Genomic DNA, 12,387 nt, shown 5'->3' with positions numbered 1-12,387 from the left:
ACCGTTGCCGCAACCTCTCGGAGGCCCCATGCGCGCCAGTCAGCTGCTGCCTATCGCCCTGCTCTTTCCCCTCCTCGCCCAGGCGAGCCTGCGCTGTGGTCAGAGTCTCGTCGAGGAAGGCGACAGCGTCGAACAGGTGCTGGCCGCCTGCGGCGCCCCGGCCGAGCGCAAGATCAATCCACCGGCGCTGCGTAACAACAACGTGCCCAAATTCAATGCCGCCGAGACCCAGTTCTGGACCTATGGCCCGGAGAACGGCGCCTCGCGGCACCTCAAGTTCATCGACGGCAAGCTGGTGGAGATCAGAGTCGAGCGTTAGCGGGAAGCCTCCCTCACCCCAACCCTCTCCCTGAGGGAGAGGGGGAAAAGCAGCAGCTCCGACGCAGGGGCGAGGCGGCTCAGGTGTAGGTTGGGTTGAGCGCAGCAAAGCCCAACGGCCAGACACCCTCACCCCAACCCTCTCCCGGAGGGAGAGGGGGAAAAGCAGCAGCTCCTACGTAGGGGCGAGGCGGCTCAGGCGTAGGTTGGGTTGAGTGCAGCGAAGCCCAACATTTGCCAGGCGAGTTTCTCCATCGAGCAGGCAAAAAAGAACCACCCGAGGGCGGTTCAAGAGGAGCACGACCTCAGGGTCGTGGTTAGAACTTGGCTTCCAGGTCCAGCTGCAGGGTCTTGACGTCGGCGTCGCGGCGGAAGCGGCTGGCGGTATCGGACTCGGCGAGGAAGTAGGTCAGGCCCACGCCGAAGTTCTTGTCGATGTCGTAGCCGAGCTTGAGCTTGTGGCCGCGGGCCCCGGTCGAGCCGTTGCCGAAGTCCGAGTCGGTAAAGGCACCGACCACGGCGTTGCGCTGGACATCGCGGTAGTTGTATTCCAGCCCGACCCGCTGCATCAGCTTGGTCTTGGCGCCCACCAGCCAGGCGGTGTCCTCGCCGTCGTCGGCCTTGTCGTTGACCACGTACTGGCCATAGAAGGACAGCGGCACCCACAGCTTGGTCAGGTCCAGCTGGGCGAAGCCCTCGTAGAGCTGGAAGCGGTCGGTGGTGTTGCCATTGACCGCCAGGGCGCAGGGCGAGGTGACCGAGCCGGTGGTCGGGCAGGTGCTGTCCTGGTCCTTGTCGTAGGCGTAGACGCTGCCACCGACCATCAGCTTGGCGGCATCGCCCAGGTTGAAGCGGCTGCCGAGCTGACCGGCGTAGAGGCGCAGGTCGTGCTTGAATTCATAGCCTTCGCCGTCGACGTTGTCCTTGAGCACGTAGTAGCCGGTGCTGCCGAACAGCTCGGCGCCGCCGCCCAGATCGTACTTGTAGGTGCCGGCCAGGCCTTCGGGGTTGATGTCGGCGTCCCAGATGACATCGCCGGTGCTCACCCACTGCTGGCCCATCTTGCCACCCACCAGATGCAGATTCGGCAGCGCCGTGGGGTGGTAGTCGATGTAGGCCTGATCCAGCCAGAGCTGCTTCTTGTTGAAGTAGCCGTTGAGGTCCTGGTTGGTGGAGCGGGCATCGTCGCCGCCGCCGGTGGCGATGCGGATGCCGGTGTCCACCTGCGGATTGATTTCGCTGTAGGCGCCCAGTCGCGCGCGGATGCGCTGGCGGTCCCGGTCGCGGCCGTTGTTCGGCTCGCCGCTGATGTCGATGCTCTCGTGGCGCACCCGCACGTCGCCCTTGATCTGGGTCTTGGCGGCCCAGGCCAGTTTCTTCTCGAAATCGGAGGTCTTCTGCTGCTGGGCGACCTGGGCGGCACGTGCCTGCTGCTCCTGCTGCAGATCGCCGCGCAATTCGCTGTACTGGGCCGGGGTGATGGAGCCGTTGGCCTTGAGCATGTCGAGCAGCTTCTCATCGACCGCGGCACTCGCGGCGGCCGAGCAGGTGGCCAGGAGCACGCCCGAGAACAGCGCCGTGAATCGATAAGGGTTAACAGACATCGGCAGATCTCCTTTCAAGACTATCCAGGGAGTGATGGCTGGCAGTGCAGCCCGTCACGAAGCTGGGTCAGTCTCGGCAGAAGAGATGTCATTTTGCTTGCAGGAAGATAAAGCTTTTAATTCAAGCCATTGAATATAAAGAAAAATTTAATCAAACCTTCATTCATCCCGGACGGCTCGCCAGTGGCTCGGAATGGAACACGCTGAGCGGACGCCCTGGCCCGGCGCTTTCCGACCGCCCGAGAAAAAGGCCACTCCGGGGAGTGGCCTTGCCGAGTGCCGGCGAAATCCTCAGCCGAAGCGACCGGTGATGTAGTCCTCGGTCTGCTTCCTGTCCGGCTTGGTGAAGATCTTGTCGGTCTTGTCCACTTCGATCAGCTCGCCCAGGTACATGAAGGCGGTGACGTCGGAGCAGCGCGCCGCCTGCTGCATGTTGTGGGTGACGATGACCACGGTGAACTCCTGCTTGAGTTCGGCCAGCAACTGCTCGATGCGCGCGGTGGAGATGGGGTCCAGGGCCGAGGTCGGCTCGTCCAGCAGCAGCACCCGCGGACGCAGGGCGATGGTGCGGGCGATGCACAGCCGCTGCTGCTGACCGCCGGAGAGACCCAGGGCACTCTGGTTGAGCTTGTCCTTGACCTCGTCCCACAGCGCCGCGCCGCGCAGCGCCTGCTCGACGCGATCCTGCAGCTCCACGCGGGACAGCCGCTCGTGATGGCGGATGCCGTAGGCGACGTTGTCGGCGATCGACATCGGGAAGGGCACCGGCTTCTGGAACACCATGCCGATGGTGCTGCGCAGGCGGCTCAGCGAGTACTTGGGATCGAGGATGTTCTCCCCGTCCATGAGGATCTCGCCGCTCGCTTCCAGCCCCGGGTATTCCGAGTAGATGCGGTTGAAGATGCGCAGCAGCGTGGACTTGCCGCATCCGGACGGGCCGATGATGGCGGTGATCTGCTTGGCCGCAATGTCCAGGTTGATCGACTTGAGCGCCTGGTGGCCCTTGTAACGGAAGCCGACGTCGCGCGCCTGCAGTTCCGGTATCTGCGTCTGCATGGTAGTCACTTGGAATCCCGGTTACGAAAGAAGAAGCGAGAGGAGAGGTTCAGGAGCAGCACGAACAGTGTCAGCAGCAGGGCGCCGGCCCAGGCCAGGTGCTGCCAGTTCTCGAACGGACTCATGGCGAACTGGAAGATGGTCACCGGCACGGTGGCCATGGGCTTGAGCACGTCGGCGTTCCAGTACTGGTTGCCGAAGGCGGTGAACAGCAGCGGTGCGGTCTCGCCGGTGATGCGGGCGATGGACAGCAGCACCCCGGTCACCACGCCGGCGCGGGAGGCGCGCAGCAGGATCTGCAGGGTCACCTTCCACTGGGGAATGCCCAGGGCCAGCGCCGCTTCGCGCATGGCCGGCGGCTGCAGCTGCATCATCTCGTCGGTGGTACGGGTCACCACCGGCACCACCAGCATGGCCAGTGCCAGGGAGCCGGCGAAACCGGAGAAGCCCAGGCTGCCACCGGAGTACTGGTTCAGCGTCACCACCACGGCGGTGTAGATGAACAGGCCGATGACGATCGACGGCGCCGACAGCAGGATGTCGTTGACGAAACGCACCACCAGCCCGAGCTTGGAGTGGCGGGCGTATTCGGCCAGCCAGAGGCCGGCGAGGATGCCGATGGGCGCGCCGATGGCGGTGGCCAGCAGGGTGATCAGCACGCTGCCGAACAGGGCGTTGGCCAGACCGCCGTCGGCGGCGCCGGGCGGCGGCGTCATCTCGACGAAGAGGGCCGGGCTCAGGGCGCTGACGCCCTTGATCAGGGTGGTGCCGAGGATCCAGGCCAGGAAACCCAGGCCGAGCACGGCGGCGGCGCTGCCAAAGATCAGCGCGAGGCCGTTCTTGATCCGCCGCTTGCGATAGAGATAGGCGTCGATGTGCATCAGTTACCTGCCTTGCGCGACAGTTGCGACAGCATCAGCCGTGCCGCCAGCAGCACGAAGAAGGTCACCACGAACAGCAGGAAGCCCAGGGCGATCAGCGAAGAGCGGTGCAGATCGGTGTAGGCCTCGTTGAATTCGTTGGCGATCACCGAGGCGATGGAGCTGCTCGGCATCATCAGCGAGAGCGAGAACTGGTGGGCGTTGCCCAGCACGAAGGTCACCGCCATGGTCTCGCCCAGGGCGCGGCCCAGGCCGAGGAAGGCGCCGCCGACCACCGCCGAGCGGGTGTAGGGCAGCACGATGTCCCAGCAGACTTCCCAGGTGGTGGAACCCAGGGCGTAGGCCGATTCCTTGAGCTGGGCCGGGACGCTGCGGAACACCTCGTACATCACCGAGGTGATGAAGGGCAGGATCATGATCGCCAGGATGATGCCGGCGGTCAGCATGCCGATGCCCAGCGGCGGGCCCTGGAACAGCACCCCGATCACCGGGATGGCGCCAAGGTAGTCGTTGATGAAGGGCGAGATGTAGGCGGCCATGAAGGGGCCGAAGACGAACAGGCCCCACATGCCGTAGATGATCGAGGGAATGCCCGCCAGCAGCTCGACCGCGGTGGCCACCGGGCCGCGCAGCCAGGGCGGCGCGATCTCCGAGAGGAACAGGGCGATGCCGAAGGCGGTGGGCACGGCCAGCAGCAGGGCGATGAAGGAGGTCATCAGGGTGCCGTAGATGGGCACCAGGGCGCCGAATTTCTCGGCGCCGACATCCCATTCGGCCGAGGTGATGAAGTCCAGGCCGAAGGTCATGAAGGCATGGCGACCGCCCCAGAGGGTGGACGCGGCGGCGCCGACCAGTACCAGCAGTACCAGCAGCGCGGCGGAAAACAGCAGCCGGCGGAACCAGACATCGGCGCGGGTATCCCGGCGGATGCGCTGTTCCTGAACGGCGGAGAGGGGCAGGGTCTGGTCGGTCATGGAGCTTTCCGTCTACCTGGAAGGACGCGCGAAACCGCCTGGACCCCAGGGGATCCAGGCGGCGGAACAGTCGTGCTTACTTCTTGAAGTCGGACGCCCAGTAGCCTTCGATCTGCTTGACCAGGGTGTCCGGGACCGGGACGTAATCCAGGGCCGCGGCATCCTTCTGGCCATGCTCAAGGGACCACTTGAAGAAGTCGAAGGCGACCTTGCTGCGCTCTTCGTTCTTGGGTTCCTTGTACATCACGATCCAGGTGGTGGCGGTGATTGGCCAGGCGTCGGCGCCCGGGGCGTTGGTCATCAGCAGGTTGAAGTCCTTGGCGCTCTTCCAGTCGGCGGTGGCGGCGGCGGCCTGGAAGCTCTTGGCTTCGGGCTGCACGAAGTTGCCGGCGGCGTTCTTCAGCTGCACGTGGGTCATCTTGTTGGTCAGCGCATAGGCGTACTCGACGTAGCCGATGGAGCCCTTGATCTGCTTCACGTAGGCGGCGATACCCTCGTTACCCTTGCCACCCACACCGACCGGCCAGTTGACGGTGGTGCCGAAGTTGAACTTCTCCTTCCACTCCGGGCTGACCTTGGCCAGGTAGTTGGTGAAGTTGTAGGAGGTGCCGGAGCCGTCGGAACGACGCACCACGGTGATGGCGCCCTCAGGCAGCTTCATGCCGGGGTTCAGCGCGGCGATGGCCGGGTCGTTCCAGGTCTTGATCTCGCCCATGAAGATCTTGGCCATGGTCGGACCGTCGAGCTTCAGCTTGCCGGGCTCGATGCCTTCCACGTTGATCACCGGCACGATGCCGCCAATGATGGTCGGGAACTGGCCCAGACCGCCCTTCTGCAGGTCGTCGGTGCTCATGGGGGCGTCGGTGGCACCGAAGTCCACGGTGCCGGCCTTGATCTGGGCAATGCCGCCGCCGGAGCCGATGGACTGATAGTTGATACGGTTGCCAGTCTTCTCGCTGAAGCCTTGCGACCACTTCGACAGAACGGGGAAGACGAAGCTCGAGCCGGCGCCCGTGACATCCACGGCGTGAGCGGCGGTGCTCAGGCAAAAGGCCGACAACAACAGAGAGAGGCTGAACGTGCGTTTCATGGTGGCTCCATTACCTAGTGAGGGCTGGCGCTAGGCTATTGCCGAAATGTGACAATTAAGTGTCAGCGGCATGACGAAACAGGGACGGCAGAGCGCCATCATTGCGGGCGGCGGCTACCGTTCCTGCGCTGGCAAGCCAAGGTATCCGCGCCTGGGCCTCGCAGCAGGCCGCTTCGACAATCCACCCCGCACTGCGGACGGCAGAGGGGTCGCCTTCGTCCTGGCCAACCTCTACAGGCGACCTCCGGTGGTCACCAGACGACACGCCTGTCTGCCGCCCGCGGTCGTCTCAGCAGCCTGTGCCGTGGCCACGATCCAGCCATGGCGGGCCTTGCAGGCCTTTCGGCGCATCCGTGAGGGCGGCTTGGCAGCAGAAATTTAGCCAAGGCTATATATATTAGAACTATCTACAAGATAGACTTTCTCTATCCGGATGGGTAAGGTGGCGGCCTCTTTGGGGAGTAGCCTGCTTCCACCGCGGTGGAAAGCGTCCTGATCAACATACTCGGCAACCGCCGTGGTCAGGACAGCCAGTCAGGGTTGGCGAGACCAGAGGCATCACCGCGCCATGCCGGGCGTGCGGGGGTGCCTTGTGGATCGAGCCCGGCCGGCGCTGTCACGATGAATCCCGCTTCCCTGATGTTCCTGGCCTTCGCCATGTCCACCGATGCCTTTGCCGCCGCCGTCGGCAAGGGTGCCAGCCTGCACAAGCCCTGCCTGCGCGAAGCCCTGCGTACCGGCGCCATCTTCGGCGTCATCGAAGCCATCACCCCGGTGATCGGCTGGGCCGTCGGCCTCACCGCCGCCCAGTACGTCCAGCCCTGGGATCACTGGATCGCCTTCACCCTGCTCTCCGTGCTCGGCCTGCGCATGATCTGGGCCGGCTTCGGCGCGCCCGAGGCCGAAGAGGAAAAGCCCCGCCAGCATTCCTTCATGCTGCTCGCCCTGACCGCCGTGGCCACCAGTATCGATGCCCTCGCCGTGGGCGTGGGCCTGGCCTTCATCGACGTCAACATCATCACCGCCGCCCTGGCCATTGGCCTCGCCACCATGATCATGGTCACCACCGGCGTGATGCTGGGCCGGGTGATGGGCAATCTGGTCGGCAAGCGCGCGGAGATGCTCGGTGGCGTGGTGCTGATCGTGATCGGCGCGGCCATCCTCCACGAGCACCTGGCCACCGTGGCCAGCTGATGGCCCGGCCCTGGCGTAGCGCCCTCCTCGTCCTGGCCGCCCTGCTGCTGGCAGCCTTGGGCTTTCTCGCCTGGCAGCGCTTCTGGCCGGCCCAGGCCGCTCCGGGCTGGCGCTACGAAGTGGCCCATGGCGACATCGCCAAGGCCAGTGCCCTGGCCTGGCAGGGCGATGCCCTGCTCACCGCGGAAGAACTCAAGGACGGCAAGGGCCGGCTGCTGCGCATCGATGCCCAGGGCCGGCGCAGCGTGCTCAGCGAGGGGCTGTACAAGCCCGATGGCCTGGTGCCCTACCGCAACGGTTTCGCCTACAGCCAGGAAGGTGGCACCCACCCCATCCGCTGGTTCGACGCCGCCGGCAGTCGCGATCTCTTCACCGGGATCAACGCCCAGGGCCTCTGGGCCGAAGGCGAGCGGCTCTATGCCGTGGAAGACCGCAAGGGCGAAGGGCGCCTGCTGCGTTACGACGCCGCCGATGGCAGCCTGACCGTGCTGCGCGACCACCTGAACGAGGCGGAGTCCTTTACCCGTTGCCCGGATGGCACGGCCTTCTATACCGAGAAAGCCCGCGGCCTGGTGCGTCAGTTGAGCGACGACGGCCGTGATCCGCCGGCGCTGAGCGAACTGCGCGAGCCGAGTTTTCTGCTCTGCGACCGGCGCGGCCTGTGGATCAGCGAAGACTCCACCCACCGCGCCCGCCTGCTGCTCTGGGATCGCCAGTCAGCCCCGCGCGCCATCCTGACCTTCCTACGCGCGCCCCAGGCCTTGCTGCCACGGGGCGACGGCTACCTGCTGGCCGAAGGCGGACGCAACCGCATCATCGCCCTCGAGCCGCGTTAGCGCATGCGCTTCAGGGTATCGTCCTTGCGCACCAGGTGATGCCAGAGCGCGGCCAGCACGTGCAGGCCGATCACCCAGTAGAAGGCCTTGCCCAGCCATAGGTGCACGCCCTTGAGCGTCTTTGCCAGTTCCGGGTCCACCGGGAAGGGCGAAGGCAGCGCCCAGGTGCTGGAAGGGATCTTGACCGCGCCGATGGTCAGCCAGACGGTGAACAGTCCGAGCAGCGGCTGGGCCAGCAGAAAGGCATAGAGCCCGTAGTGGGTCAGCCGGCCGACGGTCTCCAGGCTCTTCGCCAGCGGCGGCGTGATCGGCGGTACCGGATGGCGGTGGCGCACCAGCAGCCGCGGCAGGACCAGCGCCAGGACCAGCAGGCCGACCCAGAAATGACTGAGCACCACCCACTGGCGCTCCAGCGAGCCTCGCTCGAACTGCCCGCGATTGAGGATCAGTCCATAGGCCAGCAGTACCAGCAGGGCCATGAGCCAGTGCAGCAGCCGGGCGCTGCGCGCATAGCGGGAAACAGGAGAGGCGGAAGGCATGACGGGATCCTGCTACTGAGGTGAAGAGGCGCCGGCAGTGTAGCGGCGCCCGGGGGTTGAAGGTATGGGTGCAAGGCCCTAGCCACAGGGGTTTTCCGCGGTATCCAGCAGCAGCTTGCTCAATTGCTGCGGCGGCTGGTGCACCAGGCCGGTGGGCGATTCGCAGACGCGCTGTACGAAGTTGTCGCTGAACAGGAGCTTGCCATGGACGAAGTGTTCGTCGGGGCGGCGATTGGGATTGTCGAGGCGGGTCCCCAGGCGCTCCGCCAGCCAGCTGCCGGCCTCGTAGTGGCTGATCCAGCGCTCGCCCTGCAGCTCGGCCAGGGGTTGGGGTGGAGCGTCCCGCGCCACCACGATCACCGGTACGTCGCTGACCTCGGGCACCAGGTCGTTATGGCCCCAGTGACCGCCCTCCCCCAGCCGCTGGCCGTGATCGCCGGTGATGATCAGATAGCGCTCACCCTCCAGGCGATCGAAATCGGCAAGGATCTCGGCGAGCAGGCCGTCGAGATAGTGCAGGGAATTGTCATAGGCATTGGCCTGGCCCTCGGCCCCGCTATCCGGCCAGGGCGCCGGGGTGCTCTCGTGCCGGTAGTTCTGCGCATAGGGCAGGTGCGCGGTGCGCAGATTCAGCACCACGAAGTTGCGCGGCGCCCACTGCTGCTCGTCGAGGATCTCCAGCAGGGCGCGATCCTGGCGCTGCAGGAAGCGCAGCGGATGGTCCTCGCGGGTGATGGAGACGTCCAGGTAGCGACTGCCCAGGTGCGCCAGCAGCTTGGACTCCTGGGACGACAGCCAATGGGTGCGAAAGCCGGCGGCCTGGGCGAAGCGGAACAGATTGATCTCGCCGCTGCGCAGGCGCTGGTCCTGGCCCGGTTCGCGGATCGGATTGAGCAGATAGGGCAGGCTCACGTCGGTGGCCACCCCCGCCGCGATACCGGGTCGGATCAGCGCCTGGGGATTGGCCGCCAGGTAGGCCGACAGCCTGGGGCTGGTATCGCGCGGGTAGCCAAAGGCGCCCAGGCGATCGCTGCGCAGGGAATCGGCCACCACCAGCCAGACATGCCGCGCAGTGCTGGGTATGGGGGCCAGGCCATAGGGTGCATAGGCGGTGGGCGGCAGGACGACATCGTCCCGCCCGGCCAGGCGCACCGCCCAGGCGGAAAAGGCGTTGAGGCTGTTGTGCAGACCGCTGCGACTGGGACTGGGCACGAAGGCGTCGAGGTTGCGGTAGGTGGCGCGATAGGGTTTGGACAGCAGCACCGCGGCGATCAGCAGCAGCGCCCAGCGACTGGCCGGCAGCGGTACCCGGCCTGGCAGCTGGAGATGCAGGGTGAGCAGCAGGCCATAGGGCAGGCCCACGCAGAGCAGCACCGGCCAGTGTTCGGGCAGGCTGAGCCACAGCGTCTGGCGCACCTCGGCGGTATCGCCCAGCAGGGCCTGGATGTCGATGGCGCTGAGCGGCTCGCCGAAGAAACTCAGGTTGCCCAGCTGCAGCAGCTGCATCAGCGCGAATCCCAGCAGGATGACCGCCGCCAGGCGCGGCAGGTTGCTCAGCCAGAGCGCCAGGCTGAACACCCAGAGCGCGGCGACATAGCCCGCTTCCAGCTCGGCGCGGTTGTTTGGCGTGAAGCCTTGCTGCAGGACGTCGTCGGCCAGCAACAGCAGGCAACTCAGACTGCTGAGCAGCAGCAGATTGCGCCAGGGCCGCCAGCCCGAGGCGCGCGGGCGGGAGAAGGCTGCGAGCAGCATCAGGGTGCCCTGCGTACGCGCGAGGAAAGGCAAAGGCAAGCGGGCATGGCGGGCTCCAGCGACAGGGAGCCGCTACCCTGAGGGGCGAACCTTAATGAAGTCTTAGCGGCTCATGCGCGGTAACAGATGAGCCGAGAGGTCAGATGCCAGCCGACCGGCTTGACCCTGAAGTCACTTCAGGCTTCAGGATAATCGGCAAAGGGCCTCTGCCCTCTGCCTCCTCAACGCTTCGGAGACCTGTAGATGAGTGGCTCCACCCCTCACCACGACCACGACCACGACCACGACCATCAGCATGACCACGACCATGGCCATGGTCACTCCCACGCCCCGCGGGTGACCGCCGCCAACGAGCGCAAGCTCAAGCTGGTCTTCGTCCTGACCTTTGGCTACGCCATCGTCCAGGCCGTGGGCGGCTGGTGGTCCGGCTCCCTGGCGCTGATCGCCGATTCCGGGCACATGGTCTCGGATGCCGCGGCCCTGCTGCTGGCCCTGGTGGCCTACCGCGTGGCGGCCAAGGCGGCCAATGCGCGCTTCACCTATGGCTTCCACCGGGTACGCATCCTCGCCGCCCTGACCAATGGCGTCGCCCTGCTGCTGCTGGTGCTGTGGATCGGCTGGGAAGCCATCATGCGGCTGCGCGAGCCCACCGAGGTGCTCTCCGGCCCCATGCTGGTGGTGGCGGTGATCGGCCTGGTGGTCAATATCGTCGGCTTCGTGGTGCTCAACAGCGGCCACAAGGACGACAGCAACCTGCGCGGCGCCCTGCTCCATGTGGCCGGTGACCTGCTGGGTTCGGTGGGCGCCATCGTCGCCGCCCTGGGCATCCTCTGGACCGGCTGGACCTGGCTGGATCCGGCGCTGTCGATCCTGGTCGCCCTGCTCATCGTCAAATCGGCCTGGACCCTGGTGCGCGATGCCGGCGCGGTGCTCTTGCAGGCGGCGCCGCGGGAATTCGACACGGCCGGCGCCACGGCGGCGGTCCGCGCCCTGCCGGAGGTGGCCGAGGTGGGCCATCTGCACGTCTGGACGCTGACCGACGAAACCCGCATCGCCACCCTGCACATCACCCCGGCGCCGGGCAGCGACCCCCTGCGTCTGCCGACCCTGGTGGGCGAGCTGCTGCGCAGTCGCCACGGCCTGCAGCACGTGACGGTACAGGTGGATCCGCCCGGCACCCTCGACGGGCACTGCGCCTAGTCACGCGGGGAAGACTCATCCAGCGGGCGGCGGCGACCGGTCAGCATCGACAGCGGCAGGTTGTCGCCCACCCGCAGGCTTTCCACCACGGCGGCCACGGCATGCAGGCAGACCAGCGCCAGCAGGCCGTTGGCGAACAGCGCGTGCAGGTCTTCGGGCCAGTCGGCGCCCCAGAGGGCATCCACCTCGCGCATGAGAAAGCCGGTGACGCCCAGGCCGCCGATGGCAGCCATCATCAGCAGCATCACCAGGGCGCCCAGGGGCGAATGGCCGAGGCGATGATGGGGCCGCCCCTGCCAGAGATCACGCAGGTGAGCGCTCAGCCGCGCACGGGTCGGCCAGCAGTCGCTCCAACGCGCGCTGCGCGGGCCGACGAAGCCCCAGACCAGCCGCACCAGCAGCCAGGCACTGGCGTAGTAGCCGATCCAGCGGTGCCAGAAGGCGCCCTTCTCGTTGAAGAAATAGTTGGCGAAGAAGGCGGCGGCGACCGACAGGTGGAACAGCCGTACCAGGGGGTCCCAGAGCCGCACGGTCGCCGTCTTCATCAGCTGCCGATCTCGCTCTTGACCGCCTTGCCGCTCACCGGGTCGTGATAGATCTCGACCTTGCGCTTGTCCTTGTCGAAGCCGTAGATCTCGTAGCAGTTGCCCTTGGTGATCTTGAATTTCTTGATCTCGTAGCCCTGGTCTCGCAGCTGCGCCTGGAATTTCTCGGCGTCCTGCCAGGTGGACTTGTCCGCCTGGGTACACTGGGGTTCGGCGGCAAGGGCCAGGGGACTTGCGAACAGCAACGGCAGCAGCAGGCGGCGCATGGCGACACTCCTCGTGGTTGGAGTGGCCAGACTCGGCGCCGAAGCTTAATGCAGTCTTAGGACGCAACGCCCGGTAACAGTTGCCCCTGCCGCTGCGCCAGGACGCCGGCGATGATGGCGCCCTGGCGGCAT

At 66.2% G+C, this 12,387-nt stretch carries 13 protein-coding genes and 1 riboswitch; of the genes, 4 read left to right on the top strand and 9 right to left on the bottom strand.

Annotation, left to right across the window (positions count from 1 at the left end; genetic code table 11):
- Positions 1–28 precede the first annotated feature (28 nt).
- On the top strand, positions 29–319 hold the full coding sequence (locus tag OMP44_RS13710) for a DUF2845 domain-containing protein (RefSeq protein WP_187980285.1): 291 nt from the start codon (positions 29–31) through the stop codon (positions 317–319).
- 316 nt (positions 320–635) lie between these two features.
- Here the strand turns inward: OMP44_RS13710 and OMP44_RS13705 are convergent, their stop codons facing one another.
- From OMP44_RS13705 to pstS, 5 genes are all read right to left on the bottom strand, one after another.
- Positions 636–1,922, bottom strand: a complete 1,287-nt coding sequence (locus OMP44_RS13705) for a putative porin (protein ID WP_187980286.1) — start codon at positions 1,920–1,922, stop codon at positions 636–638.
- Positions 1,923–2,213: 291 nt separating this feature from the next.
- Positions 2,214–2,978, bottom strand: coding sequence for a phosphate ABC transporter ATP-binding protein PstB (pstB, locus tag OMP44_RS13700; RefSeq protein WP_133861360.1), 765 nt, complete (start codon positions 2,976–2,978; stop codon positions 2,214–2,216).
- 5 nt (positions 2,979–2,983) lie between these two features.
- On the bottom strand, positions 2,984–3,859 hold the full coding sequence (pstA, locus tag OMP44_RS13695; protein ID WP_044341612.1) for a phosphate ABC transporter permease PstA: 876 nt from the start codon (positions 3,857–3,859) through the stop codon (positions 2,984–2,986).
- The gene (pstC, locus tag OMP44_RS13690) at positions 3,859–4,833 is read right to left on the bottom strand and encodes a phosphate ABC transporter permease subunit PstC (RefSeq protein ID WP_187980287.1); all 975 of its coding nucleotides are present in this window, start codon (positions 4,831–4,833) and stop codon (positions 3,859–3,861) included. Before pstC ends, pstA begins: the two co-directional genes overlap by 1 nt.
- 76 nt (positions 4,834–4,909) lie before the next feature.
- Positions 4,910–5,923, bottom strand: a complete 1,014-nt coding sequence (gene pstS / locus OMP44_RS13685; protein WP_007160735.1) for a phosphate ABC transporter substrate-binding protein PstS — start codon at positions 5,921–5,923, stop codon at positions 4,910–4,912.
- 449 nt (positions 5,924–6,372) lie between these two features.
- Positions 6,373–6,540, top strand: a riboswitch (yybP-ykoY riboswitch).
- A 4-nt stretch (positions 6,541–6,544) separates the two neighbouring features.
- Here pstS and mntP point away from each other — a divergent pair.
- Positions 6,545–7,117, top strand: a complete 573-nt coding sequence (mntP, locus tag OMP44_RS13680; RefSeq protein ID WP_187980288.1) for a manganese efflux pump MntP — start codon at positions 6,545–6,547, stop codon at positions 7,115–7,117.
- Entirely contained in the window at positions 7,117–7,953 is an 837-nt protein-coding gene (locus OMP44_RS13675) for an SMP-30/gluconolactonase/LRE family protein (RefSeq protein WP_187980289.1), read from the top strand. Before mntP ends, OMP44_RS13675 begins: the two co-directional genes overlap by 1 nt.
- Here OMP44_RS13675 and OMP44_RS13670 read toward each other — a convergent pair.
- Positions 7,950–8,492: a cytochrome b gene (locus OMP44_RS13670; RefSeq protein WP_133861363.1), complete on the bottom strand. Its 543-nt coding sequence runs from the start codon at positions 8,490–8,492 to the stop codon at positions 7,950–7,952. The genes OMP44_RS13675 and OMP44_RS13670 overlap by 4 nt on opposite strands.
- 78 nt (positions 8,493–8,570) lie before the next feature.
- On the bottom strand, positions 8,571–10,244 hold the full coding sequence (locus OMP44_RS13665; RefSeq protein WP_280308890.1) for a phosphoethanolamine transferase: 1,674 nt from the start codon (positions 10,242–10,244) through the stop codon (positions 8,571–8,573).
- 243 nt (positions 10,245–10,487) lie between these two features.
- Here OMP44_RS13665 and OMP44_RS13660 point away from each other — a divergent pair, with 243 nt between their 5' ends.
- Positions 10,488–11,444, top strand: a complete 957-nt coding sequence (locus OMP44_RS13660) for a cation diffusion facilitator family transporter (protein WP_280308889.1) — start codon at positions 10,488–10,490, stop codon at positions 11,442–11,444.
- On the opposite strand, the gene OMP44_RS13655 is transcribed toward OMP44_RS13660, so the two are convergent.
- Together OMP44_RS13655 and OMP44_RS13650 are read right to left on the bottom strand one after the other, a co-directional pair.
- Positions 11,441–11,989, bottom strand: coding sequence for a cytochrome b/b6 domain-containing protein (locus tag OMP44_RS13655; protein WP_133861366.1), 549 nt, complete (start codon positions 11,987–11,989; stop codon positions 11,441–11,443). The genes OMP44_RS13660 and OMP44_RS13655 overlap by 4 nt on opposite strands.
- Positions 11,989–12,255: a PepSY domain-containing protein gene (locus OMP44_RS13650; protein WP_133861367.1), complete on the bottom strand. Its 267-nt coding sequence runs from the start codon at positions 12,253–12,255 to the stop codon at positions 11,989–11,991. The genes OMP44_RS13655 and OMP44_RS13650 overlap by 1 nt, the downstream gene beginning before the upstream one ends.
- Positions 12,256–12,387: the final 132 nt, after the last annotated feature.

It is taken from the genome of Pseudomonas flavocrustae, assembly GCF_029872515.1.
GTDB classification, from domain to species: Bacteria; Pseudomonadota; Gammaproteobacteria; order Pseudomonadales; family Pseudomonadaceae; genus Chryseomonas; species Chryseomonas aestiva.
This window is presented reverse-complemented; position numbering and strand designations above follow the sequence as displayed.

Coding starts and splice junctions, on each gene's coding strand:
- OMP44_RS13710 (WP_187980285.1), top strand. CDS start 29: ATGCGCGCCAGTCAGCTGCTGCCTATCGCCCTGCTCTTTCCCCTCCTC.
- OMP44_RS13705 (WP_187980286.1), bottom strand. CDS start 1,922: ATGTCTGTTAACCCTTATCGATTCACGGCGCTGTTCTCGGGCGTGCTC.
- pstB (WP_133861360.1), bottom strand. CDS start 2,978: ATGCAGACGCAGATACCGGAACTGCAGGCGCGCGACGTCGGCTTCCGT.
- pstA (WP_044341612.1), bottom strand. CDS start 3,859: ATGCACATCGACGCCTATCTCTATCGCAAGCGGCGGATCAAGAACGGC.
- pstC (WP_187980287.1), bottom strand. CDS start 4,833: ATGACCGACCAGACCCTGCCCCTCTCCGCCGTTCAGGAACAGCGCATC.
- pstS (WP_007160735.1), bottom strand. CDS start 5,923: ATGAAACGCACGTTCAGCCTCTCTCTGTTGTTGTCGGCCTTTTGCCTG.
- mntP (WP_187980288.1), top strand. CDS start 6,545: ATGAATCCCGCTTCCCTGATGTTCCTGGCCTTCGCCATGTCCACCGAT.
- OMP44_RS13675 (WP_187980289.1), top strand. CDS start 7,117: ATGGCCCGGCCCTGGCGTAGCGCCCTCCTCGTCCTGGCCGCCCTGCTG.
- OMP44_RS13670 (WP_133861363.1), bottom strand. CDS start 8,492: ATGCCTTCCGCCTCTCCTGTTTCCCGCTATGCGCGCAGCGCCCGGCTG.
- OMP44_RS13665 (WP_280308890.1), bottom strand. CDS start 10,244: ATGCTGCTCGCAGCCTTCTCCCGCCCGCGCGCCTCGGGCTGGCGGCCC.
- OMP44_RS13660 (WP_280308889.1), top strand. CDS start 10,488: ATGAGTGGCTCCACCCCTCACCACGACCACGACCACGACCACGACCAT.
- OMP44_RS13655 (WP_133861366.1), bottom strand. CDS start 11,989: ATGAAGACGGCGACCGTGCGGCTCTGGGACCCCCTGGTACGGCTGTTC.
- OMP44_RS13650 (WP_133861367.1), bottom strand. CDS start 12,255: ATGCGCCGCCTGCTGCTGCCGTTGCTGTTCGCAAGTCCCCTGGCCCTT.